The organism is Mesorhizobium sp. L103C105A0, from assembly GCF_000502215.1.
Lineage (GTDB): Bacteria > Pseudomonadota > Alphaproteobacteria > Rhizobiales > Rhizobiaceae > Mesorhizobium.
In genome coordinates this window covers 1-23,663 of sequence record NZ_AYXF01000030.1, presented here as the reverse complement: position 1 = coordinate 23,663, position 23,663 = coordinate 1, and the positions used below count along the sequence as shown (strand labels likewise).

General features: G+C 58.5%; 18 protein-coding genes, 8 pseudogenes and 1 other annotated feature. Of the genes and pseudogenes, 21 read left to right on the top strand and 5 right to left on the bottom strand.

From position 1 onward, the window contains the following. Both X727_RS1000000169730 and X727_RS01000000165375 read right to left on the bottom strand, forming a co-directional pair. Window positions 1-423 (bottom strand): annotated as a pseudogene (locus tag X727_RS1000000169730) (KUP/HAK/KT family potassium transporter); the annotation flags it as partial. Between the two features lies 1 nt (window position 424). Continuing rightward, a pseudogene (locus X727_RS01000000165375) lies at window positions 425-1,794 on the bottom strand (KUP/HAK/KT family potassium transporter); the annotation flags it as partial. 197 nt (window positions 1,795-1,991) lie between these two features. On the opposite strand from X727_RS01000000165375, the gene X727_RS1000000168340 reads away from it, so the two are divergent. Together X727_RS1000000168340 and X727_RS1000000167520 are read left to right on the top strand one after the other, a co-directional pair. Beyond that, window positions 1,992-2,141, top strand: coding sequence for a hypothetical protein (locus X727_RS1000000168340; protein WP_023703136.1), 150 nt, complete (start codon window positions 1,992-1,994; stop codon window positions 2,139-2,141). 155 nt (window positions 2,142-2,296) lie between these two features. Further along, window positions 2,297-3,188: pseudogene (locus X727_RS1000000167520) on the top strand (IS3 family transposase); the annotation flags it as partial. Next, window positions 2,548-2,664, top strand: a sequence feature (AL1L pseudoknot). It overlaps the preceding pseudogene by 117 nt. Here the strand turns inward: X727_RS1000000167520 and X727_RS1000000167515 are convergent. Next, a pseudogene (locus tag X727_RS1000000167515) lies at window positions 3,167-4,404 on the bottom strand (IS30 family transposase). The pseudogenes X727_RS1000000167520 and X727_RS1000000167515 overlap by 22 nt on opposite strands. A gap of 243 nt (window positions 4,405-4,647) precedes the next feature. Here X727_RS1000000167515 and X727_RS1000000168335 point away from each other — a divergent pair. The 4 genes and pseudogenes from X727_RS1000000168335 to X727_RS0135100 all read left to right on the top strand — a co-directional run. After that, a pseudogene (locus tag X727_RS1000000168335) lies at window positions 4,648-5,023 on the top strand (hypothetical protein); the annotation flags it as partial. A gap of 535 nt (window positions 5,024-5,558) precedes the next feature. Then, entirely contained in the window at window positions 5,559-6,101 is a 543-nt protein-coding gene (locus tag X727_RS1000000169455; RefSeq protein ID WP_245261469.1) for a hypothetical protein, read from the top strand. Between the two features lie 247 nt (window positions 6,102-6,348). After that, window positions 6,349-7,947, top strand: a pseudogene (gene virD4 / locus X727_RS0135105) (type IV secretion system ATPase VirD4); the annotation flags it as partial. A 22-nt stretch (window positions 7,948-7,969) separates the two neighbouring features. Beyond that, window positions 7,970-8,218, top strand: coding sequence for a type IV secretory system conjugative DNA transfer family protein (locus X727_RS0135100; protein WP_023756641.1), 249 nt, complete (start codon window positions 7,970-7,972; stop codon window positions 8,216-8,218). A gap of 691 nt (window positions 8,219-8,909) precedes the next feature. On the opposite strand, the pseudogene X727_RS01000000165365 reads toward X727_RS0135100, so the two are convergent. After that, a pseudogene (locus X727_RS01000000165365) lies at window positions 8,910-9,711 on the bottom strand (response regulator). 651 nt (window positions 9,712-10,362) lie between these two features. On the opposite strand from X727_RS01000000165365, the gene X727_RS1000000168330 reads away from it, so the two are divergent. From X727_RS1000000168330 to X727_RS1000000169725, 15 genes and pseudogenes are all read left to right on the top strand, one after another. Beyond that, on the top strand, window positions 10,363-10,551 hold the full coding sequence (locus tag X727_RS1000000168330; RefSeq protein ID WP_023673709.1) for a hypothetical protein: 189 nt from the start codon (window positions 10,363-10,365) through the stop codon (window positions 10,549-10,551). Between the two features lie 450 nt (window positions 10,552-11,001). Further along, window positions 11,002-11,787 (top strand): type IV secretion system lytic transglycosylase VirB1, encoded by a 786-nt coding sequence (locus tag X727_RS135450; protein WP_023708088.1) that lies wholly within the window; start codon window positions 11,002-11,004, stop codon window positions 11,785-11,787. 74 nt (window positions 11,788-11,861) lie between these two features. Then, a complete protein-coding gene (gene virB2 / locus X727_RS135455; protein ID WP_023673707.1) occupies window positions 11,862-12,167 on the top strand; it encodes a pilin major subunit VirB2 in 306 nt (101 codons plus the stop codon). Beyond that, window positions 12,167-12,493 (top strand): type IV secretion system protein VirB3, encoded by a 327-nt coding sequence (locus X727_RS135460; RefSeq protein WP_023673706.1) that lies wholly within the window; start codon window positions 12,167-12,169, stop codon window positions 12,491-12,493. Before virB2 ends, X727_RS135460 begins: the two co-directional genes overlap by 1 nt. Next, window positions 12,493-14,862, top strand: coding sequence for a VirB4 family type IV secretion/conjugal transfer ATPase (locus X727_RS135465; protein WP_023685155.1), 2,370 nt, complete (start codon window positions 12,493-12,495; stop codon window positions 14,860-14,862). The genes X727_RS135460 and X727_RS135465 overlap by 1 nt, the downstream gene beginning before the upstream one ends. Window positions 14,863-14,875: 13 nt before the next feature. Next, the gene (locus X727_RS135470) at window positions 14,876-15,559 is read left to right on the top strand and encodes a type VI secretion protein (protein ID WP_023673704.1); all 684 of its coding nucleotides are present in this window, start codon (window positions 14,876-14,878) and stop codon (window positions 15,557-15,559) included. Between the two features lie 58 nt (window positions 15,560-15,617). Beyond that, the gene (locus X727_RS135475) at window positions 15,618-16,505 is read left to right on the top strand and encodes a type IV secretion system protein (RefSeq protein ID WP_023673703.1); all 888 of its coding nucleotides are present in this window, start codon (window positions 15,618-15,620) and stop codon (window positions 16,503-16,505) included. 27 nt (window positions 16,506-16,532) lie between these two features. Further along, a complete protein-coding gene (locus X727_RS1000000167510) occupies window positions 16,533-16,691 on the top strand; it encodes a type IV secretion system lipoprotein VirB7 (RefSeq protein WP_081726271.1) in 159 nt (52 codons plus the stop codon). After that, window positions 16,688-17,401, top strand: a complete 714-nt coding sequence (locus X727_RS135480) for a type IV secretion system protein VirB8 (RefSeq protein WP_023685154.1) — start codon at window positions 16,688-16,690, stop codon at window positions 17,399-17,401. Before X727_RS1000000167510 ends, X727_RS135480 begins: the two co-directional genes overlap by 4 nt. Further along, window positions 17,398-18,282 carry a TrbG/VirB9 family P-type conjugative transfer protein gene (locus tag X727_RS135485; RefSeq protein ID WP_023679588.1) on the top strand — a complete coding sequence of 295 codons (885 nt, stop codon included), beginning with the start codon at window positions 17,398-17,400 and terminating at the stop codon, window positions 18,280-18,282. The genes X727_RS135480 and X727_RS135485 overlap by 4 nt, the downstream gene beginning before the upstream one ends. Then, window positions 18,275-19,414: a type IV secretion system protein VirB10 gene (gene virB10 / locus X727_RS135490; RefSeq protein ID WP_023708086.1), complete on the top strand. Its 1,140-nt coding sequence runs from the start codon at window positions 18,275-18,277 to the stop codon at window positions 19,412-19,414. Before X727_RS135485 ends, virB10 begins: the two co-directional genes overlap by 8 nt. Then, entirely contained in the window at window positions 19,398-20,438 is a 1,041-nt protein-coding gene (gene virB11, locus X727_RS135495; protein WP_023673699.1) for a P-type DNA transfer ATPase VirB11, read from the top strand. The genes virB10 and virB11 overlap by 17 nt, the downstream gene beginning before the upstream one ends. 717 nt (window positions 20,439-21,155) lie before the next feature. After that, entirely contained in the window at window positions 21,156-21,842 is a 687-nt protein-coding gene (locus tag X727_RS135500; RefSeq protein WP_023673698.1) for a response regulator transcription factor, read from the top strand. 207 nt (window positions 21,843-22,049) lie between these two features. Next, window positions 22,050-22,181, top strand: a pseudogene (locus X727_RS1000000168320) (IS6 family transposase); the annotation flags it as partial. Between the two features lie 13 nt (window positions 22,182-22,194). Further along, window positions 22,195-22,536: a hypothetical protein gene (locus X727_RS1000000169725; RefSeq protein WP_023724802.1), complete on the top strand. Its 342-nt coding sequence runs from the start codon at window positions 22,195-22,197 to the stop codon at window positions 22,534-22,536. Window positions 22,537-23,376: 840 nt separating this feature from the next. Here the strand turns inward: X727_RS1000000169725 and X727_RS01000000165360 are convergent. Further along, window positions 23,377-23,663 (bottom strand): TCP-1/cpn60 chaperonin family protein (locus tag X727_RS01000000165360; protein ID WP_032890225.1); only part of this gene is annotated, 287 nt, incomplete at its 5' end.

Sequence of the window (23,663 nt, the reverse complement as noted above, 5' to 3'; positions counted from 1 at the left end):
CGCTGTCGGCGCGCTTTGCGGATCGCTGGTCAGGAACACGGCGGTGCCGGACACCAGCTGCGGCTTCTTCTTCAACAGATTGCCGGCGAGGAAATCGAGCGGGATTTCGTTGCGCCGGGTCTTGTCGAACAGATAGCGGCTGCCGCGCACCCAGGTCCACATCGCCAGAACGATGGTGAAGGCCACCGCAAGCGACGCCCAGCCGCCCTCGAACACCTTGACGATGTTGGAGGCAAAGAAGCCGATGTCGATGAACGCGAACACCGCCGTCATCGCCACCGCCACCCACAGGCGCCATTTCCAAATGCGCGTCATGACGACGAACAGCAGCACCGTCGTCACCAGCATGTTGCCGGTCACCGAGATGCCATAGGCGGAGGCCAGCTTGCTCGATTCGCCGAAACCGACGACCAGCAACATCACNGATGCGCGTCATGACGACGAACAGCAGCACCGTCGTCACCAGCATGTTGCCGGTCACCGAGATGCCATAGGCGGAGGCCAGCTTGCTCGATTCGCCGAAACCGACGACCAGCAACATCACTGCCAACGCCAGCATAACATTGACGCGCGGCATGTAGATCTGGCCCGACTGCCGTTCCGACGTGTGCAGGATTTCGAGGCGCGGCAGCATATTGAGCTGCACCGCCTGCCGGGTCAGCGAGAAGGCGCCGGAGATGACCGCCTGGCTGGCGATAACCGTCGCCGCGGTTGCCAATACCACCATCGGGATCAGCGTCCAGCCTTCGTTCATCTCGAAGAATGGATGGCCGACGNGTCGCCGCGGTTGCCAATACCACCATCGGGATCAGCGTCCAGCCTTCGTTCATCTCGAAGAATGGATGGCCGACGACGCCGTTCTTGGCCAGCACGAAGGCGCCTTGCCCGGCATAATTGAGCAGCAGGCAGGGAAACACGATCGCCAGCCAGGCCAGCACGATCGGCTTGCAGCCGAAATGGCCGAGATCGGCATAGAGTGCTTCGGCGCCGGTGACGGCGAGGAAGATGGCGCCGATGGTCACGAAAGCGACGTCGGGCGAATTGATCAGGAAGGCGACGATGTAGTGCGGGCTGACCGCCCACAGGATTTCTGGATCGGCGATGATGTGGTTGAGACCGGAAAGGCCAATTGCCAGGAACCATACGGCGGTCACCGGGCCGAACACCAATCCCACCCCGCCGGTGCCAAAGCGCTGCACCGCGAACACCATGGCCAGGATGACCAGTGTCAGCGGCACCACATAGGGCTGGAAGGTCGGCGTGACGACGTTCATACCCTCGACCGCCGACAGCACCGAAATCGCGGGCGTGATGACCGCGTCGCCGAAAAACAGCGAGGCGCCGACGATGCCGATGCCCAGGATCACCGCCGACCGCTTGGGGAAACTGCCGCGCGCTAGCGCCATCAGCGACAGCACGCCGCCCTNCGATGCCCAGGATCACCGCCGACCGCTTGGGGAAACTGCCGCGCGCTAGCGCCATCAGCGACAGCACGCCGCCCTCGCCGCCGTTATCGGCGCGCAGCACGAACATGATGTACTTGATGGTGACGATGATAGTCAGCGACCAGATGATCAGCGACAGCACGCCGAGGATATCGCCGCGCTCGGCGACATTGCCGCCCGACGACGCCACCAGCGCCTCACGGAACGCGTAGATCGGGCTGGTGCCAATATCGCCATAGACAACGCCGAGCGCGCCTAGCATCAGCACCTTGGTGCTGTCCTGTTCGATTTCGGGATGGCTCGATTGTTCGACGGGTTCTGCCTCGCTACCAGCATTGGTAAGGGCCATGGACGACACTCCGATAAGGGGCGGCCCTCTACCTTTGCTGCACTGCAATATCAAGTGCCGCGACGTAATGGCTCCGTATGCGGACCGCATTTGTCGCCGCACCGGCGGATTGTCTCATACGAAACCACGATCCCGCTCCCAGGCCATTTCCTCGACGAGACACAGGCTCAAGGGGACCTGAAGGAGGGCCAGACTGGATGGGCGATGATCTGCGGCAGGAAACGATGGCGCTGCTTGTAGCTGACGGCATATCTTTCTCCTTTGTGTGTCTGCCAGACGAGCGGGCGGGCACGGAAGTGGTCGCGCTCTACTGCCAGACATACTCGTCCAACCTGATGAAAACCTGACTTGTACACCCAGCCCAAACAGGTGCGAGGGGTCGGTTATTACCAAAGGCTCTGAGGGCCTGATTCTCTAAGGTTTCCGCCCAGATTGATCCGTGCCCCTTGTTGTGTTCCGCCCCGGGTTGATCGGAGGCTCCAACTCCTGAGAAGGTGGAACCATGACAAGCAAGGCGACCAACAAGTTCTCTCCCGAGGTCCGGACCCCCCGCGGTGCGGCTGGTTCTGGATCACGAACGCGAGCATACGTCGCGCTGGGCGGCGGTTTCATCGATCGCCGCCAAGATCGGCTGCAAGAAAGCCGAGCGTGACGGCGGCGTGCGCGCCGGAGTTCCCACGGATGCTGCGACGAAACTGAAGGCTCTGGAACGCGAGAGCCGCGAGCTTCGCAGGCCAACGAGAGCAAGGCTTCCGCGTATTTTGCCCAGGCGAAGCTCGACCGCCGGTTCAGGCCACGATCGCGTTCATCGACGATCACCGCAAGGCGCATGGGGTTGAGCCGATCTGCAAGGTGCTGCCGATCGCCCCGTCGACCTACCACGACCATGTCGCCAAGCGCGTCGACCCCTGCCGGCTGTCGGCTCGGGCAAGATGGGATACAGCCTCGAAGCATGAGGTCCGACGGTTTGAGGCGAACTTCCGCGTCTACGGCGTTCGCAAGGTCTGACGGCGGTTGCGTCGCGAGGGCTTCGACGTCGCCCGCTGCACGGTTGCCCGCTTGATGAAGGCCATGAGCCTCGAAGGCATCGTCCGCCGATCCGCACTACGGTGAGCGACAAGGCCGCACCTTGCCCTCTCGACCACGTCAACCACCAGTTCCACTGCTCCGCGCCGAACATGCTGCGGGTCTCCGACTTCACCTGCGTCGCGACCTGGACGGGCTTCGTCTATGTCGCCTTTGTCATCGACACCTATGCCCGTCGGATCGTCGGCTGGCGGGTGAGCCGGACGGCGCATGCAGCCTTCGTTCTCGATGCCCTGGAACAGGCTCTCGATGATCGGCGGCCCGTGCGGGGAGGCGGGCTCATCCATCACAGCGATAGAGGCAGCCAAGGCGGATTCAACCGGATCGTCGCAACACCGGCATCATACTGTCCCCCAAGGAGTTGGTCGAGGAGTTCGGCAGGTGTTTTCCAGCCGAGCGTTTTGCGCGGTCTTGTGTTGATAGCATGGGCGACTGCGTCCAGTTCCCGGGCTGTGTGCCGACTGAGATCCGTGCCCTTTGGAAAGTACTGTCTCAGCAAGCCGTTGGTGTTTTCGTTGGAGTCTCGCTGCCACGGGCTTGGGGATCGCAGAAGAAAATCTCGAGCCCGGTGTCGATGCGCAGGTCGGCTGCTGCGCCATTTCCGCTCCATGGGCCCAAGTCAGCGACTGACGCAGTTGCTCGGGAAGTTTGCCCATGGATCGGGCTAGGGCTCTGCGGACTGCTTCAACGCCGTGGCCGGCAAGTGGTGGACCGTTCTTGATGCGCAGGCTCTGCTGATAGCCATTGCATGCGCGGCAGGTGAAGCACGCATTGTGAAGCGTGAACTTCGTTCCACGAGCGTACCGATCGCCTAGCTTCCGAGGCCAAGGATGAGGTCGCCTTCCCAATGTCCGGGGACAGCCCGATCGGCAATTTCGGCCGGACGGTCGCTTATTATAAGGGCGTCTCCAATGAAGGACTTGTTGCGAACTCGGGCCCGTTCGCGCGGTACGCGCGTTCGGGCGGTACGCGCAACGCTCGGCCTGAACGCAGACATGCGGTCAGTCCTCGGCGCAATGCTCCGCGTCCTTGAATGTACAAGGACTGATAGATCGTCTCGTGGCTGATCCGCATGGTTTGATCCTCTGGGTAATCGATCTGAAGCCGATTTAGCGATCTGCTCGGGGCTCCAGGTTGCCGACCACCTCCGGCTCTGTCGTTTTTTCCACACCCACCTTGGGGCCCTCGAATGAGGCGCCATTGGGGTTGGTGACTTTGCCGGCCAAGCGCTCCTCAACATATTCACGCAGAGCCGGATTGACCGCCAGCTTGCCAGGAGGCCGGCGGGACTCACGATCCGCGTGCCATTGGGCGGCACTGGCCGGTAATCCAGATTGCCGCTACGCGTCGCGGCATTGCGCCTGACCTCCCGCGAGATTGTGCTCGGCGGCCGACCTAGCTTACGAGCAATGGCCCGGATGCCGATCCCCTTGGCAAGCTCAAGCGCAATATCCTCGCGCTCCCGAAAGAAAGATATCGCCCCGAAGGCGGCTTCGCCCACGGCGCCAAATGCGTTGGCGGCATCCCTCCTGTACTCCGAAACCAGCGCGGACCAAGAGGCGTTGATGTACCGGCATCCAGTGCGGCCTCCTCGCTCGAATGTCCCAAGGCAATAGCTTGCCAGAACCGGAAGCGATTCTCACGCTGCCAGGCAGGCGGACGCCCGGGCGAATCCAGCTTCTTTCGAGTGCACCGATCTAAGCGCGTTGGTGAACCGTCATTGCAACCTCCAATCCCTTGGTGTTGCGACGACCGGTTGAATCCGCCCAACACGTCAGCATTCAATACACCGAGCGCTTGGCGGAGGCCGGCGTCGAACCCGCAGTGGGCAGTGTCGGCGACTCTTTCGATAATGCTCTCGCCGAAACGATCAACGGTCTTTACAAGGCCGAGGTGATCCATCGACGCGGACCCTGGCGCTCATTCNAATGCTCTCGCCGAAACGATCAACGGTCTTTACAAGGCCGAGGTGATCCATCGACGCGGACCCTGGCGCTCATTCGAGGCCGTCGAGTTCGCCACGCTCGAATGGGTCGACTGCTTCAACAATCGCCGGCTGCTGGAGCCCATCGGCAACATCCCGCCGGCCGAAGCCGAGGAACGCTACTACGCCATGTTGGATGAACCAGCCATAGCCGCGTAACTCAAACGAAACGGCCTCCGATCAACCCGGGGCAGTTCACATCGCATTTGATGCCAGCTTCATCGTATTTTCTTCGGCTTGGACGGGCACTTGGCAGACCCACAGAGCTGGGAACCCTTTGCCATACTACAACTGTAACATCATATCGGTTTAGCAGGTCAAGCTTCGGTGGTAACCTCATTGGGTAGAATAACTACTTTGGAGGCGAGCAATGGATCGCGATAACAAACGGGCACGCGCAGCTGCAAGATCATCTCAAGGCGTGGGGAGCAGTAGCCTCCGTGACGTTCCAGAGGGGCCATTGAGCGATGTTGCAGAACGGCTGGTAACCGCTAACCCGCGCGATACAGCGCGAAATCTTGGGGGCTTCAAAGGCCTCGGGACGCACGAGCGAACAGCCGTTCGGGGCACTCAACCCGGGCCAGAAACTGACCTCGCGAGATTTGAAAGGCGGACCAATCGGCTTGGACGATCAGCCATCAATCTGGCCGCGACATTAACAGCCGAATTGGGGTACAGCACGGATGACATAGCATTGCAGAAAGTCGGAGCGGCCAGTAATCTAGGCAATTACCTAACGCCAGGGCTGCAAGATGCTATTGTTAATCGCATTGGCAACATGGATCCGCCGTCGCAAGCTCTCGGAACTTATTACGTTGCGCCACACTTCAGTAAGTTTACTGAGGAAAACAAATCTCGCATTCTTGATCAGGCCATTGGATTGGCTTCTTCTGATCCGGATGGCAATGTCAGAAACATGGCATCCAATGCTATTCTCAACATGTATCACCAGTTCGACGCAAATCAACAGGCCCAAGCTCACTCAGTTTTTCCCGGCATGCAAGACATCTTGCCGCACATGCCGCCGCCGCAGCATGCAGCAGAGGAACGGAGTGCGAATCTGGACGGCCACATAGCAGGTATTGAGGCTGCAGTCCGTGATACAGTAGGCCCGCAAACCTCCTATGAACAGCTGCAGCGGGGTGCTCAAGTCGGGCGGTCCATAAGCCAAGCCTACAATCACGCCCGAGAGGACCTAATGGAGGCCACCAGAAGCAGAGATCGCTCCGGCCGTTGATGTCTCGGCCATGGTACAGTGACGCTTTCTCTCCCGAATTCCGTCTACGGCCTTGCCGTTTCCAATTCGCTGGCCGTTGACGTACCTGCTTAGTGTAACTTTCAAAAACCACGTCTGCCGGGTGATGCGCTGCAAGCATCGCACCACCCACTGCGGCATCGATCTGTCGAGCGGCGACATCGCGCGACGCCGGTTCGGTCTCTGAAGCACGCGCAGCATTAGCTACGGCTAATCCGGCAATGGAACAATGCTTTCAACAAAAACGACGCCCCCCAACATAGCCATTAGCATCGCGTGCTCACTCGCCGTGGGCTTCTGTGCGGCAAGTCTTTACGCAACCTTCCGCCACGGCGGCAGCGGCGAGGCTCTGATGGCGTTTGATGTCCGTGCCTTTTGGTTTGAAACGCCCTTCTATTTGGGTTTCGCAACCCCCGTTTTCTATCGGGGCGCGGCTATCGTGCTCTCGACGTCCGCGGTCGTCTTGCTGATTCAGCAGATCGTATTGCGCCGCAAGCTCGAACACCACGGGACGGCTCGTTGGGCTCGAGTGGATGAAATGCGACGCACGGGATATCTGCGACGATACCGTGGCGTGACAGGGCCGGTGTTTGGGAAGACAAGTGGCCCTTTCTGGCCTGGCTACTACCTGACCAATGGCGAGCAGCCTCACAGCCTCATCGTTGCACCGACCCGCGCTGGCAAGGGCGTCGGCATAGTCATTCCAACGCTACTTACATTCAAAGGCTCGGTGATAGCTCTGGACGTCAAGGGGGAGCTCTTTGAGCTCACCTCGAGGGCGCGCAAAGCCGCAGGTGACGACGTGTTTAAATTCGCGCCGCTGGATTCGGAGCGGCGCACAAACTGCTACAATCCGCTGTTGGATCTTATAGCGCTGCCTCCACAGCAGCAATTCACCGAGGCCCGCCGCTTGGCCGCAAACCTGATTACGGCCAAGGGGGAGGGCGCGGAAGGTTTCGTCAGCGGCGCGCGAGATATCTTTGTCGCGGGAATCCTTGCCTGCATCGAGCGGGGCACGCCAACAATCGGCGCCGTCTACGACCTCTTCGCCCAGCCGGGGGAGAAGTTTAAGCTCTTCGCGCGACTCGCTATGGAGACTCAGAACAAAGAGGCACAACGCATCTTCGACGACATGGCGGGGAACGATACGAAAATCCTAACCTCCTACACTTCCGTGCTCGGCGATGGCGGGCTCAACCTGTGGGCGGATCCCGCTGTAAAGGCGGCCACAAGTCGCTCGGACTTTTCGGTCTATGATCTTCGCCGTCGCAGAACGTGCATCTATCTTTGCGTTGGTCCGAACGACCTTGAGGTGATCGCGCCTTTGATACGCTTGTTTTTTCAGCAAATCGTTTCAATTCTGCAGCGGTCGCTGGCCCGCCGGGATGAAAAGCACGAGGTTCTCTTCCTGCTCGACGAGTTCAAGCACTTGGGTAAGCTGGAGGCGATCGAGACCGCAATCACGACTATCGCGGGCTACAAGGGGCGTTTCATGCTCATCATCCAAAGCCTTTCGGCACTGACGGGGGCTTATGGAGAGGCTGGCAAGCAGAATTTTCTCAGCAATACCGGACTGCAAGTGTTCATGGCCACGGCTGATGACGAAACTCCGAACTACATTTCCAAGGCCATCGGTGAATACACGTTTGAAGCCAAATCGATTTCCCACAGCCAGGCGCGAACGTTCGACTGGACCATTCAGAATTCACATCAAGGTGCACCGCTATTGCGTCCCGAACAGGTTCGGCTGCTCGATGACGACTACGAGATTGTTCTCATCAAAGGTCTGCCACCATTAAAATTGAGGAAGGTGCGTNAACATTCAGAATTCACATCAAGGTGCACCGCTATTGCGTCCCGAACAGGTTCGGCTGCTCGATGACGACTACGAGATTGTTCTCATCAAAGGTCTGCCACCATTAAAATTGAGGAAGGTGCGTTATTTCTCGGATCGCATTCTGAAACGCATCTTTGAACGCCAGACAGGCGCCCTCCCGGAGCCGGCGCCCTTGACGGGAGCAGAGGAGGCGCTCCCCGCCGAATCTCAACTCGATGACCCGCTGTGTGAATTGGCGCAGGACTTTGACGATACAGTTTGATGTGAGGCTGGTGTGGACCCCGCGAAAAAATCCATCCCGTGTAACAGCTTTGTCGCAGGTGCAGGACGCCGGCTTGGAAGTGGGGCAAGCGGGCCAAGCCCGGCAAGTGGGCTTTGAGCAGCACGTGTCCGAGGCGCTCCGGCCGCTGTTCGATGGTCGAGCTGACGAGCCGCCAACCAATCCAGAGGAGCTTCTGCGACTGGAACAGGGGGTTTCGCGAGGTGCTTCAGCGAGGGCAGGATCATCAAGCCGCTTCGTCTTTTTTCAGCAACCCAGGGATGCCCGCTGGACGGGATGACCTCAACAGAAGCGTGTCGGAGGCTTTCGCAAGCTCTGGGACGCCGGAGTTCGGGCCGCCGCCCCCAGTCTTGGCTGCCAGCCAACAGCAGATCCGCCCTTCGCCGGATGAGCTTGACCAGGGCAACCACCTACCACCCGAGTGAGTCGTCCCAACAATGAACATTCACCAGCGCTGTTGTGGCCAGCGCAGACGCAGAGGGCCCTGAATACGCCGCAAGCCGTCGCCATTCAGCAGCAGCTGAGCGAAATCGGCAATTCAGGCGGCCGCGTGCATATGCAGAGAGGGGCTGATGCGATCTCCGGACCGGTAGCTCTCGCCGTAATTGATCAGGCTGGTACTGTTGGAAGGCTTGATCAGCCTCGTCACCCCAATCTCCAGCATAGCTCACTGTCACGCGGCCAACGTGCCTCCGTAGCTAACATCCACGTCAGCGTTGAAGAAGTACCCTGCGCCACGGGATGTTTTGACCAGGCGAGGGTTGGCCGCATCAGCCTCCAGCTTTCGGCGCAAGCGCATGATTAGGACATCGATACTTCGATCGTACACCTCTTCTCCACGCACACGGCTCGCGAGCAAAAGCCGTTCTCTGGATAGCACGTTGCGGGGGTTCTCCAGAAATGCGATCAAGAGATTGAACTCACATGCGGTAAGCTTGACCTCGCCACGCTCCGCACAGATCAGTCGCCGCTGCTTCACGCTGAGCTTCCAGGCCCCAAAGCGAAATGAGCGCTGCTCTCTGGTTCGCGGACTAGAAATGCGCTGGCGTAGCGCTACTCGAATGCGGGCCAGGAATTCGCGCATCCCGAAAGGCTTGGGAATGAAATCGGTTGCGCCGAGCTCCAGTGCAACCACTTTTTCCGCCTCATCAAGCCGGTCGCCGCTGATCACTATGATAGGAACATCCGATTTTGTCGCCAGATTGCGGACGATCGCAAGTCCATCCTCCCGGCCTAGGTTANATCACTATGATAGGAACATCCGATTTTGTCGCCAGATTGCGGACGATCGCAAGTCCATCCTCCCGGCCTAGGTTAAGGTCAACAACCACGAGATCGACTGGCTCACGTGAAAGAACATAGTCAAACTGCTTGCTATCGTGGACTGCGGTTACCTTCAGGGCATGCATCGTGAGATACTCGGCGATGAGGCGCCGCATTGCGGCATCATCGTCAATGACAAGAACATGTTTCAACGGCACACCTTCAATCTTGAATCCCCTTGTCTAAACCTGTTGCCGAGCAACCCTGGGGCACCGACCCAGAACAGCTGCTCCTTGATACCACTCGCCGTTGCGTGCGGCCAATGTGAGGCCGTGCTCGTCCTGTTCCTTTCATCCCCAGCGAATTGACCGCACCAAGGCAGCCCGTGGCCACCAGACAGGTCCCAGCGCCGACATGACCCTGCCGTGTGGTCCTTCGCTTTTTCGCTTCGAGCTCCCCCGTTGGTGCAGGCCTGCCAATATCACTCAAGTTCGACCTCATGGATGCCAAGTTTCCTGCTATGCCCTTGCATCCTGGTCATCCTGGAGTTTGCGGACCTGGATCATCTCGATATCCTCCGGCTCGTGGATCCAGCTCGGACATGGTTGAGCAGCGCGGCGTTTGGCTTGATCGGAGAGGCGGTCGGCGGAAGAAGACCGTGATTCGCTGCAGCGGCCTTGTGCAAAATAGTGTGTCTCCTGCCAAGCCGGCTTCGTCCAAGGTGGCCGGCGGCCTCAAATGCTGTTCGGCGACCGGCAGGTCGCCGGTTGCGGTGAACGTCCGGGCTAACATTTCTCAGTTACTGCAACTCCTCCATCTTGAGCGTGTCACTATGCTTGTCCATTGCGCCGTCGGACTGCGTAATGACGTGCGGTTATCTGCCGATGGGACTGTGCATGATCCACCCTTTGGCGGCGGCGGCCGAACAGCTGAACGAGGCTCGCACCAGGATGGGCTGCGCCGCCACGTCTTCCCAGTTGACCCTCGCCGCCGCGGATTTGCGCCTTCGAGCCAGCTTCGCGGACGAGCTCGCGTCTCAAGCAATGATCTGAGTATGCAGGGCCGCGCATGGCTGCTCTTTAAGGACCGGCAGCATACCGGCAAAGTTGGGCCGCTTTATCGCCTTAGTCGATTCCCCACGGTGATCCCGAGCCTGAACAAGCCCGCCAAGCTCCCCATTTTGTCCTTGGCTTGGCGCTGACAGAAGTACCGTCCATGACGCCAAAGTCGCGGCCCACACTCCAGGAGCAACGGACGGCCGGGACGAGCAATCCTGTACAGGAGTCATTGTACCAAGATGCTCCGGATGTCGCTGGCTGATCGGGCCCGCGCCACCCACGCATGCGCAAGATGCTCACCCACGCTGATACGAACACGGTCTTTGCTTCAATTGAAACCGAAAAGCTGAACTTGAACATCACACAGTAACAAACCTCCCCGATAAGCGCGTGCCGGACAGGGCCAGAACCCGTCCGGCGGCTTGGAAAGGTAGGTGATAGGGAATGTTTATTGCAGCTTGGCCGCTGGCCATCGTCCTGATGACATCCATGTCACTCCCAGCCGAGCCCGCGCCACTTTCTCCGCGTGAGTTCCGCAGCCTGTCGCGCAAATGCGCCCCCTGGGTTGCGCCGTCCACCCTGGCCGCGATTGCCAAGATTGAAAGTGGCTTTGAAACGCTGGTGGCTCATGACAACACCACAGGTGAGCAGCTTCGCTGGATAGACCACCTGGAAGCCACGCGGGGCATCAAGGAACGCCTCGAAGCACAACATTCTGTCGATGTTGGATTGATGCAGATAAACAGCAAGAACTTTGCCATGCTCAATCTCACGCCGGAAAGGGCTTTCGAGCCCTGCGCCTCGCTTTCGGCTGCCGCCCACCTGCTTGAAAGCCGGTATGCCGGCGGCACCACTGCTGTGGCACAGCAACTGGCGCTTCGCCGTGCCATCTCGGCCTATAACACGGGCGACGTCACGCATGGCTTCGCCAACGGTTATGTACGCAAGGTCGAGTCGGCCGCAAAGGACATCTCAAGTCTCCTTGAGAGAACGCTGGAGCCGACTGCTCGAGATATGCCGCACCTTGAGGCACCCGGTCGGAAAGCCGTGCCGCCTCTGCTCCAGCAGAGCCAACAGGCCAATAGAAAGAAGCAGCCCAACCAAGATTCTTGGGACATCTGGGGCTCGTATCAGCCAGACCGCTCCGGGGCCGATCCCTCCGATCCGACAGGCAGCCAGGCTGCGAAAGCACGGGAACCCTCGAACCCGAACAAACTCGTATTCGATTGAAACATGGAGATGCAATGATGACGCCACTCAAGATACTTCGTGCGCTTAAAACGCGTGTTCCTTCGCCTTTTTCCATGCTGCGCATGGCGGCTGAATATGTACCGGCCGCTGCTGCAGGCGCGGCGTGGACGGTCTTCTACAGCGGGCCAGCCGCGGCTCAGGTGACCGGAGGGACGGATCCTGCCAAGATGGTCCAGAATATCTGCACGTTCATACTTGGCCCCTTTGGACAATCACTGGCCGTGCTCGGGCTCGTAGCCATCGGTATCTCTTGGATGTTCGGTCGTGCTTCACTTGGCCTGGTTGCGGGTGTCGTTGGAGGGATCGTCATCATGTTCGGGGCCAGCTTCCTGGGCAAGGCGCTCATAGGCGGCGGCTGATGAGCGACCGGTTGGAAGTGAGCACCCTCTATGTGGCGGCGACGCGCCCCGCACTGTTTCTGGGGGTGCCGCTGACGCTGGCCGGATTGCTCATGATGTTGGCTGGGCTTGTTATCATTATCCTTCAGAACCCGCTCTACGAAATCGTTCTCGTGCCACTCTGGTTCGGAGCACGGCTGGTTGTTGAGCGTGACTATAACGCGGCAAGCGTCGTGCTGCTCTATTTGCAGACGGCCGGCAGAAGCGTGGACGGGCCGGTCTGGGGAGGCGCAAGCGTCAGCGCCAATCCGATCAGAGTGCCGAAACGCGGAAGAGGAATGGTGTAATGTTCGGCGCCAGCGGCCGGACCGAGAGGTCTGGCGAGATCTACCTTCCGTATGTTGGTCACGTAAGCGATCAGGTTGTCCTTCTGGAAGACGGATCGATAATGGCCATGGCACATGTGAACGGTGTGCCCTTTGATTTGGAAGACGCTGAGATGCGCAACTCGCGCTGCCGCGCGTTCAACACTCTCTTGCGCAACATCGCCGATGACAATGTCTCGATATACGCTCATCTTGTGAGACACAACGATGTGCCGGCGCCGGCGCCGCGCCAGTTTCAAAGTGCATTCGCTGGCAGTCTGAGCGAGGCCTACGAGCGTCGTGTGCTGTCGGGAAAGCTCTTTCGCAACGATCACTTCCTCACTTTGATCGTGTCCCCCCGCACCGCAATCGGCAAGATCGGCTTGCGGATTGCCAAGTCCCGCAGACGGAATGAGCACGATCTAGCCACCCAAATGCGGAGCCTGGAAGACCTCTGGCACATCACTGCTGGCGCACTCGGCGGTTACGGTCTGCGCCGGTTGGGCATTCGTGAGAAAGGCAACGTGCTCTTCACGGAAATCGGCGAGGCGCTTCGGCTCATGATGACTTGCCGGTTTCTTCCGGTTCCGATGGTTACCGGCTCACTTGGCGCCTCGATCTACACTGACCAGGTCATCTGCGGGAAGCGGGCGCTTGAGATTCGAAGGCCCGGGGATAGCTCCGTCGGATCATTGTTTTCGTTCCGTGAATATCCGGCGACGACGCGGCCGGGCATGCTAAATTCCTTGCTGTCCGCCAACTTCCCGCTTGTCCTGAGCCAGAGCTTTTCCTTCCTCACTCGCCCACAAGCTCATGCCAAACTAAGCCTTAAGTCCAGCCAGATGACGAGTGCCGGCGACAAGGCTCTCACCCAGATCAATGAACTTGCCGAGGCAGAGGACGCACTGGCAAGCAACGAATTCGTGATGGGTTCGCATCATCTGAGCCTGTGCGTCTATGCCGACAGCCTCAATAGCCTTGCAGATCGCGCAGCAAGTGCCCGCGCACGGCTGGCCGACGCGGGCGCCGTTATCGTCCAAGAGGGCATCGGCATGGAGGCCGCATATTGGTCCCAACTTCCGGGGAACAACAGGTGGCGCACGCGCCCGGGGGCGATCACCTCACACAATTTTGCCGGGCTCGTCTCATTTGAGAACTTCCCAAGCGGTTCCAGTTCCGGCCACTGGGGCAATGCTGTTGCGCGCTTTCGCACAAACGGTGGAACTTCTTTCGACTACATCCCCCATGAGAATGACGTCGGCATGACGGCAATATTCGGGCCCGTTGGCAAAGGCAAGACGACGCTGATGACCTTTGTCCTCGCGATGCTTGAGCAAAGCTTGGTCGATCGCAATGGTGCGATCGTCTTCTTCGACAAGGATCGGGGTGGTGAACTGCTGGTGCGAGCCACGGGAGGGACATATCTTGCGTTGCGCAGAGGCGCTCCGAGCGGCTTGGCCCCTCTGCGTGGACTGGACAACACCTCCGCCTCCCGGGACTTTCTGCGCGAGTGGTTGATGGCCCTGATCGAGAGTGACGGCCGTGGTCCGATCTCGCCGGAGGAAAGCCGTCGGCTGGAACGCGGCATTGTTCGTCAGCTTTCGTTCGAACCCCCTATGCGCTCACTTGCGGGCCTGCGCGAGTTCCTATTGCACAGCCCCTCCGAGGGCGCAGGAGCACGGCTGCAGCGGTGGTGTAGAGGGGGGGCGCTTGGATGGGCCTTTGACGGCGACGTGGACGAAGTAAGGCTGGATGCCTCCATTACGGGCTTCGACATGACGCAGCTCCTGGAATATGAGGAGGTCTGTGCACCGGCCGCCGCATACCTTCTGCATCGAGTGGGCGCTATCGTCGATGGTCGTCGGTTCGTCATGAGCTGCGACGAATTTCGATTCTATCTACTCAACCCCCAATTCTCGGCCGTTATCGACAAGTTCTTGCTCACGGTCCGCAAAAACAACGGCATGTTGATACTCGCAACGCAGCAGCCTGAACACGTTCTGGAATCGCCTCTCGGAGCTAGTCTCGTTGCGCAATGTATGACGAAAATTTTCTACCCATCACCGACGGCGGACCGCTCTGCGTATGTCGATGGCTTGAAGTGCACTGCGCAGGAGTTCGAGGCAATCCGCCAGGGAATGGCAATCGGCAGCCGCAAGTTTTTGCTCAAGCGCGATAGCGGGAGTATTGTTTGCGAATTCGATCTTGGGCAGATGCGCGAGTACGTAGCCGTACTCTCGGGGCGGGCCAACACAGTGCGCTTTGCCGACCAGCTTCGTAACCAGCACGGAGACGCCCCAAGTGGGTGGCTCGACAAGTTCATGGCCCGGTACCACGAAGTTCAAGACTGACGGAGGAATATTCATGAAATTTGCCAAACTTGCAGTAACGACCCTTGCTGCTTCCCTTCTGCTTCACGGACAGGCCCGTTCGCAATTTATCGTCAGCGACCCTGTAACAGAAACACAAGCGACCTTAACAGCGCTTTCCAATGCGGCGATCCTTGAGAGGTCAATCGAGACGCTCGCTACCACGATTGAAATGGTGACAATTCTAACGTCGTCATTCGCTGTCACGGGACTGCTAAGCTCACTTAACCAAGGAAATCACTACCCGTCGAGCAATAAGCTGGAGGAGCAGATGTTTGATGCTCGGGCGCCAGCTTCGATTATGGCCCGTAACATTGCGAAGGACCCAAATCGGATAGTCAACGGCACCGATTCAGAAGCGAAACTGTTACAGGGACAAATCGCCGGGGCCGCCAATGCCGCAGCTATTGCAGCCGACACTTTGGGCATGATGGACAAGCGCCTTAAGGATAACGCCGGCACGCTTGGTCAGCTTTCCCGCTCGGGAAATATTATGCAGGCCACCGTGACCAACGGTCTGGTCCTCAAGCAGATTCACGATGCGATGATCCAAAATGTCCAGGCCACGAGTCTGCTGACAATGGCCACTGCACAAGGGAGCCTTCACGCCGTGGAGGAGGCCGCCACGCAGCGTCGCGAACATCAGGACACCGCTAATATGTTTAGCATCCTCCCGTAAACCACACAGAGTTCATCAGGCTCAGCTGCGCTGATCAGGGACACATCAGGCTCACGCCATGAATTTCAAAATTCCCGCGCCATTCACGACTATACACACGATCTTTCATGGGGCCTTCACGTCCGGGCTGCACAAAGTGCTTGAAAACGTCCAAGCGGCGGTCAGTGCGCCTCTGGTTGCGTGTGTCACGCTCTGGATAATAATCCAAGGCTGTCTGGTCATGCGTGGTCAAGTCGATGCGCGCGGGGGTATCTCGCGCGTAATTATGGTGTCGATTGTCGTCGCCCTTATCTTAGGGCAGGCCAACTATCAGCAGTACATTGAAGCGCTCTTCGACGACACGATTCCGAGGTTGGCTCACGACATCAGTGGCAGCGACTTGCCCTTCATCGGAATCCCCCAGAAGCTCGATCTCATGTTTGCTTCAAGCCAGTATGTCTTTCAGCTGATTGCTTCCGAAATTGGGCCTATGAACGGCCAGGACATACTTGCTTTCGAGGGAGCGCAATGGATTTTCTACGGCGCGCTGTGGACAGCGTTCGAGATCTACGATGCCGTTGGAATTCTGACGAAGGTGCTCTTGACGATCGGCCCCCTGGTCCTCGTAGGCTACCTTTTTGATCACACTCGAGACATAGCCACCAGATGGATCGGCCAACTGCTCTCGTACGGGCTGCTGCTTCTCCTCCTCAACATCGTTGCAACGATAGTAATCGCTGCCGAAGCAGTCTCGCTGGCAGCCATGCTTTTGATGATCAAATTCTCGGGCACGACAGCAGCCAAGATCATCGGGCTTTACGAGCTCGACATGCTTTTCCTAGCTGGTGACGCTCTGATCGTCGCGCTTCCGACGATCGCCAGCAGCATCGCCGGCGGCTCTTGGGGAGGTGCGAACCGACCTCTTAACAGCCTCAATCGCCACTTTGCCAAAACGGCGGGTGCTTAATCAATCGACAAGCTCGGTGCCAAAAACATGAAATATTGCCTACTTCTGTCAATCCTCGCTTTGGCCGCCTGCAAGACGAGCCATGGGCTTGCGACATGCGCGGGTGCCCCATTCCAACTGAACGTGGGACAATGGGAAACCACCCCTGAGGATCTTCGGGTCGAATGCGCGGAAGAGCCAAAGTGAAAGTTCCTGAACATGCCCTTCTGGTGGAGAGAGAAACGCTAGCCGCCCACTATAAGAAGGTGGAAGCGTTTCAAACTTCACGAGCGAAGTCTGCGCGGCGCCTGTCAAAGGCCCTGATAGCCTTTGCCGCAGCGGCGGTCCTAGGAAATGTTGCACAGGCATTTACCATTGCTGCCATGGTCCCGTTGGCCAAGCTCGTACCTGTGTTCCTCTGGGTCCGGCCGGATGGGACCGTCGACAGCGAAGTGTCAGTCTCTCGACTGCCGGCAACCCAAGACCGAGCCGTCATAAATGCTTCGCTGTGGGAATATGTACGCCTGCGCGAGGGGTACACAGCAGATACAGCCCAATACGCCTATGACCTCGTATCCAGTTTCAGCGCGCCGGCTGTGCGACAGCAATATCAAGATTTCTTCAACTATCCGAATCCCACCTCGCCGCAAGTCACGGTCGGCAAACGCGGCAAGCTCGAGGTCGGGCATATTTCTTCAAACGACATCAGTCCGGACGTTCAACAGATTCGTTACAAACGTTCGCTTGTTGTCGATGGGCAGATGCCGATAGTGACCACCTGGACAGCTACCATCCGCTACGAGCGCTTGACGGGTCTGCCTGGGCAATCGAGGCTCACCAATCCGGGAGGTCTACTCGTCACTTCCTATCAAAGCTCGGAAGATAGCGTATCGAACCTGGGCTATGTGCAGCCATGACAAAAAGAGCGTTTCTCGCGCTGGTCTGTTCACTCTTCTTAACGATGGAAGCGTCCGCGGAAGACACACCACTTGCCGGCAAGCACGATGCGCGCATGCGCTACCTGGCTTACCGTCCTGACGAAGTGGTGCGCCTGTCTACCGCAGTGGGGGCAACGCTGGTTGTCACATTCGCGGCCAACGAGACAGTCGCAGCCGTGGCCGTTTCCAATAGCAAAGACCTGGCTGCGCTCCCGCGCGCCAACTATCTCTTTTTTAAGGCTAGCCGGATGCTCCCGCCGCAGCCGGTCATCGTGCTGGCCGAGAGTGAGTCCGGTACACGGAGATACGTCTTCAGTATTTCAACGAGAGCGATGCCAAAACTCGATGAGCAGCAACCTGACCTATACTACAGTGTGCAGTTCACCTATCCTGCTGATGAGGCTGCTGCTCAGAGAAAGGACGCAGAAAGGCGCTCGATCCTTGGTCAGGCCCGGGCGAAAGTGCTGCGCGACGAGAGAGTTCAGGATTTGTTGAATCGGCCCGCCGCAACTACCAGTCCGGACGAAAGCAATTTTCACTACGTCGCAAAGGGCGATCGATCGCTGGCGCCGCTGGAAGTTTTCGATAATGGCTTTACCACCGTATTTGGCTTCGCAAGCAATTCCCGCATACCCTCCCTCTACATTATCAATCCCGACGGCAAGGAAGCCGCTGCCAATTACACGGTCAAAGGAGACTATGTTGAAGTATCCGCAGTCGCCCGGGAATGGCGTCTGAGAGATGGCAATACGGTCTTGTCCATTTTCAACAGGGCTTATGACCCTGTGGGACGAGCGCCAGGGACCGGTACAGTGACACCCGACGTGTGGCGCGTTTTGAAAGGCCCGGCCGATGAATGAAACCGGCCCACAGTCGGGACATGATGTCCATGCCTCAGGATCGATGGTCTCGGAGCCGGCCCGCCGGCATGTTTCGGGATTGCAGAAGTTGGCCGTCGCTGCTCTTGTTCTCATCTCATCTCTATCGCTCATCTGGCTCGGCGGTCGTCCCAGCACACAAGACGAGCCAACTCAGCCAAAACCTCCAATTGTCGCCGACGCCGAGCCATTCCGCCCCGTGCCGATTGAGATTGCTCCCGAAGCTCCAGCACCCGTACAGGCGGCGCAGGCAGGAGATTCTGCGCCATCCACGCCGCCTCCGACGCCAGCTGATCCGCCGCCGGAGGAAACACCAATTTTCGCCTACAGTGGCAGCGGTCAAATGCCCAACGACGGTCAGCGGAGCGAAGACAACCATAGGGATGCTCCCGCGACCTCGCATGAGATTTCAGACGCTGGCGATCTGACGGGGCGATTGAAACCAGATATACAGGAGCCAAGCCGGGCCACACTTTTGCCGCACCCTGATCTCGTGATTACCCAAGGAACGATAATTCCCTGCATTTTGCAAACGGCAGTCGACACAAATTTACCGGGTTATGTGAAGTGCGTCTTACCTAAAGACGTCCGCGGCGCCACCAACAACGTGGTGCTTTTGGATCGCGGGACGACCGTGATTGGCGAGATCCAGCGTGGTCTCCAACAGGGGGATGCGCGTGTCTTCGTGCTGTGGACGCGCATCGAAACGCCTGACCATGCCCTCGTTTCGCTAGCGTCGCCGGGCGCTGACGAGCTCGGCCGCTCCGGAATGCCTGGCACGGTGGATAATCACTTCTGGCAGCGCTTTGGCGGAGCAATGCTCATGAGCGTCATTCAAGGCGCGTTTCAGGCCGCCGGTCAATACGCTGGCAGCTCAGGTGGAGGAAGCGGCATCAACAGCTTCCAGAGCAACGCCGGACAAGCCGTTGACACGACCCTTAGAGCAACGATCAACGTTCCGCCAACTCTGAAGAAAAACCAGGGAGATGCTGTATCCATCTTTGTGGCTCGGGACCTCGATTTCTCAGATGTATACGATCTTAGACCGATCGCCGTGGCGCCAGCCCCCCAACATCGCCAACGCCGGAGAGACAACAATGCGACCGGAGGCTGACCCTCAATTGCGTTTGCTTCTCAACCCTGTTTTGAAATGGCTTGAGGAGCCAAGAACCGAAGAGGTCGCTATCAACCGGCCTGGGGAAGCCTTTGTCCGACAGGCCGGCGTTTTCACGAAACATCCGCTGCCGCTATCTTATGACGATCTGGAGGACATCGCGATCCTCGCTGGAGCGCTGCGCAAGCAAGATGTCGGACCGCAAAGCCCCCTCTGTGCGACTGAGCTGCCGAACGGAGAGCGGCTGCAGATCTGTTTGCCGCCCGCTGTTCCCTCAGGAACAATAAGCCTGACGATACGGCGTCCCTCAAGTCGTGTGACCGAACTCAAGGAAGTTTCTTCTCGCTACGAATACTCGCGTTGGAATCAATGGCGGTCACGAAAGGAGCGCCAAGAGCGGCAGGACGAAACGATTCTTCAGCACTACGACCATGGTGACTTGGAGCAATTTTTGCGAGCATGCGTTTGCGGGCGGCTCACGATGCTGCTTTGCGGACCTACTGGAAGCGGCAAAACGACAATGAGCAAGACTTTGATCAACGCTATACCCCCGCAAGAGAGGCTGATAAGTATCGAGGACACGCTCGAACTTGCAATCCCGCACGAGAACCATGTCCGGTTACTTTATCCGAAGGACCGAGCAAGCGTAGGTGCGGTGACAGCCGAGCAACTGTTGCAAGCCAGCTTGCGCATGCGCCCTGATCGAATATTGCTTGGCGAGATGCGCGATGATGCTGCTTGGGCCTACCTTAGCGAAGTCGTCTCCGGCCATGCGGGATCAATATCAACGATTCATGGGGCGGATCCGGTCCAAGGCTTTAAAAAGCTCTTTTCACTCGTCAAGAGCAGCCCGCAAGGAGCTGCTGTGGAAGACCACACGCTTCTTGACCTGCTGTCGGCTGCCATTGACGTCATTGTGCCGTTCAGTACCCACGGCGACGTGTATGAGGTGGGGGAGGTGTGGCTCGCCGCCGATGCCCGGCGACGCGGAGAGACAGTAGCCGACCTTCTTAACAAGCACTAAGGCTAGAGCACGTCGGGGATCGGTAAGTCGTTTGTGATACGATGGCGTAATTTGTTCAGATTGAACGTCCACTTTGATTTGAGGGAGGTGGATAATGGGAGGAGGACTGGGCGTAGACCTTCGGTCACAAGTCTGAAGTCTTCGGGCGCCCTGTCGGCGCGGCAAGTTGCGGCACGATTCGACTGGGTGTATCGAGCGCGTCCGCTGAATTGCGCGGGCGACGCTCACCGAGCTGGAGCCGATGCCTGCTTCAAAAGCGGCATCGACACCCGGCAGTCGTACCCTTGATTTACCTAGCCGCGCTCAATGAGTGTCTTCAAAGCCGCCGAACGTGGTTCGGAATGACCGGTGGTAAATCGGGAAGTGCCATATAGGGAATCCTCCTGGTATTGCCTCCAGGGGGTCCTCTCAATGAACAAAGCCGCAACCTGCCCTTGCGACCTCAGCTGGATGTTGCGACGCAACCCATAGGAGGATCGATGCGCAGAGAAATCGCAGGCAGAGTCGGTGGCATTGTGGGCCCGCCGACCGACGGTTTCAGCCCGTCAACAGGTCTTCACGTGTTCCATCCCCGACTATTGCAGGCGTGCGGCTTGCATGCTCCCGCGATCACCCATCGGAAAGAGCGTTACGAACACTACGAAGAGTTGCGCGACTTCCGCTGTCGCCCCGGTCTTACAGCGGACGGTGACCTGTCCGACCTTGATAGGACGTGAAATGCGAACGCTGCTCATTGATCATCATGTGGATCTTACGCGCGCTGTGCGAGTTGCGCTCGGGGATAGCGGTTTTGCCGTTGATGTAGTTGGCAACCTGGAACAGGCATCGAGGGCATTTTGTTGCGCAACCTATGAAATTCTCCTGCTGGAGTTGGCTCTGCCAGATGGCGATGGCTTGGGCTGGCTGAGACAGCTAAGGAGCAACGGGCATTCAGTTCCAACCCTCATTATGAGTAGCATCAACGATCTCGAGAAGCGGATTGCAATTTTCAACGGTGGCGCGGACGACTTTCTGCTCAAGCCCGTCTCTTTCGATGAGCTCATCGCCAGAATGAGAGCCATTCTGCGCCGGTCGACACAGGTGACCGACCCCATCGTTGTATTTGGCAATCTCAATTTCGATCCGATCGGCCGACAGGTTTCCGTCTCGGGTCATCCTCTGAAGATCGCACGCCGCGAACTATGTATTTTGGAGCATCTGCTTATCCGTGCAGGCCGCATCGTGCCTCGTGCGCAGTTGGAAGATCACCTCTATTCGTTCAACGACGAGGTATCTGCCAACGCGCTTGAAGTCGGAATCTATCGCTTACGTGGACACCTGAGAAGGTCAGGTGCAACGCCACGTATCACGACCATGCGCGGCATTGGTTACATTCTTGAATTGACTGAGGCGGCATCCGCATAGTTGGTCTAAATTGAAAGAACAGACTGCCTGCCCGTCGTCAGGGTGAGCTTGTGGCCATAATGGACATCGCGGCCGCCCTTGACGATGGTGTCGGCATGCGGTTCGAACGGCTCTGTCGCAAACCTTTTTGTAAGCGAGCATGGCAAGAAAAACGCCTCAGCTGTGGAGGAGCACGTGATGTTCAAGGGCCGCCATTTCGACCAGGCTATCGGCTTCAAGTCGCATGCGAACGACGTGGTTATCCTCTCCGGCATCGAGATGATCCACATGATGGGCAAGCGACAGGCGAGGTATGCCTACAAGGCTGTCGATCGCTGTTTCGATCTCCTCGCTGCCTGACGGACAGGCCGAAATGGCCGTTCACAACCCCATTTCCAGGTTTGCGACAGAGCCTTTTGTCGGCGTTGCCGGCTTCGAAGGGCCGGTGCGCGCCGAGCGGATCAAGATCACCCCCGGCCACCTTGCTGCGGCCACTCGCCGAGTACGAAGCGGCGGCCGGAGGGAGCTGGTGATGGCGACCCTAGATCATGACCTGCTGATCGCAATCCTGGATCGGCTGAAGTTGACGGCGATCCGCGACCAGCTCGACACGCTCATGTCGAGCAAGATCGCGCAGTTCCCGTTTGTCCGCGAACTCGACGGCTTCGGCTTCGACGCGCAGCCATCGGTCTGCTTCAGCCAAACGTATTCATAGGTATGGGACAGGCTGCTATGTCCGCCACCCACGCCTGCTCCGAGGCCCTCCAGGGCAATGGTCTGAGACCTGGGCTCAAGCCCTTCGGCGAGGAGGATGAGACGCCGCTGGAGCTCGGGTGCAAGCGCTGCAACGCCCGCTCCGAGGCCCCACAAGGCCGTAGCGCAGTCGTCGGGGTCACGAGGCCCCTCGGCCATGACGACGAGACGCTGCTGGAGCCCGGTTGCAAGGGCTGCCACAGATGGCCTGAACCTGAATCCGCCTTTCTTGAGGCGTTGCGACTATCATCGCGGCGACACGCAGCTCTTGATTTGTGTGCGAAATCCTCAGCAGATCCATCGGGCTGAGCCGCTCAGCAATATCAACGAGAATGTCCAGCGGCAGATCAAGGATACTCAGAGGAGGAAACGCTCTTGAGGCTCAGAGCGCGTCTGCTCCACTATAGATCAGGGTGATTCACCGGGTCCTTCAACGCCAGCCGCCGGTTCCGATGAGAGAATTGTCCCTGATATCACGCTCGATGGAGTTAAATGCCGAGATGGGCGCCTTGCCACGCTCCTCAATGCCCCTCATGATTCACCGCCAATAGCTACCAACTGAATGAATCATCGTGATTGTGGCGCAGCGGAATGCTCAAGGATCGGGCAGTTCGTAGGGGGCGCCGGTTTGACCAGGTTGAGCCCGCGAATTGCTCGATCAGACAAGATCCTAATTCTCGACCATGCGGTGAGGCTCGAACGAGATCCTCGGGACGCACTCCAAGGTTTCGATCATGTTCGGCACACAAGGAAAGGGCGGCATTGCTGCCGCCCTGTCCGCTGTAAGTTGATAGGGGCTGGATTAAAAATCCATACCGCCCATCCCGCCCATGCCGCCCATACCGCCGCCGCCCATGCCGCCAGGCATGCCGCCGCCAGCTGACTCCTTCTTCGGAGCCTCCGCGATCATGGCTTCGGTGGTGACGAGCAGGCCGGCGACCGAGGCCGCGTCCTGGAGGGCAGTGCGAACGACCTTGACCGGATCGACGATACCCATGGCGATCATGTCGCCATATTCGCCGGTCTGGGCGTTGTAGCCGTAGGTCGCGCCCTTGTTGTCGAGGATCTTGCCGGCAACGATCGAAGCTT

Coding starts and splice junctions, on each gene's coding strand:
- X727_RS1000000167510 (WP_081726271.1), top strand. CDS start 16,533: ATGAAATATTGCCTACTTCTGTCAATCCTCGCTTTGGCCGCCTGCAAG.
- virB2 (WP_023673707.1), top strand. CDS start 11,862: ATGCTGCGCATGGCGGCTGAATATGTACCGGCCGCTGCTGCAGGCGCG.
- X727_RS1000000168340 (WP_023703136.1), top strand. CDS start 1,992: ATGGGCGATGATCTGCGGCAGGAAACGATGGCGCTGCTTGTAGCTGAC.
- X727_RS135470 (WP_023673704.1), top strand. CDS start 14,876: ATGAAATTTGCCAAACTTGCAGTAACGACCCTTGCTGCTTCCCTTCTG.
- X727_RS1000000168330 (WP_023673709.1), top strand. CDS start 10,363: ATGACGTGCGGTTATCTGCCGATGGGACTGTGCATGATCCACCCTTTG.
- virB10 (WP_023708086.1), top strand. CDS start 18,275: ATGAATGAAACCGGCCCACAGTCGGGACATGATGTCCATGCCTCAGGA.
- X727_RS1000000169725 (WP_023724802.1), top strand. CDS start 22,195: ATGGCCGTTCACAACCCCATTTCCAGGTTTGCGACAGAGCCTTTTGTC.
- X727_RS135460 (WP_023673706.1), top strand. CDS start 12,167: ATGAGCGACCGGTTGGAAGTGAGCACCCTCTATGTGGCGGCGACGCGC.
- X727_RS135450 (WP_023708088.1), top strand. CDS start 11,002: ATGTTTATTGCAGCTTGGCCGCTGGCCATCGTCCTGATGACATCCATG.
- virB11 (WP_023673699.1), top strand. CDS start 19,398: ATGCGACCGGAGGCTGACCCTCAATTGCGTTTGCTTCTCAACCCTGTT.
- X727_RS135500 (WP_023673698.1), top strand. CDS start 21,156: ATGCGAACGCTGCTCATTGATCATCATGTGGATCTTACGCGCGCTGTG.
- X727_RS135465 (WP_023685155.1), top strand. CDS start 12,493: ATGTTCGGCGCCAGCGGCCGGACCGAGAGGTCTGGCGAGATCTACCTT.
- X727_RS135485 (WP_023679588.1), top strand. CDS start 17,398: ATGACAAAAAGAGCGTTTCTCGCGCTGGTCTGTTCACTCTTCTTAACG.
- X727_RS135475 (WP_023673703.1), top strand. CDS start 15,618: ATGAATTTCAAAATTCCCGCGCCATTCACGACTATACACACGATCTTT.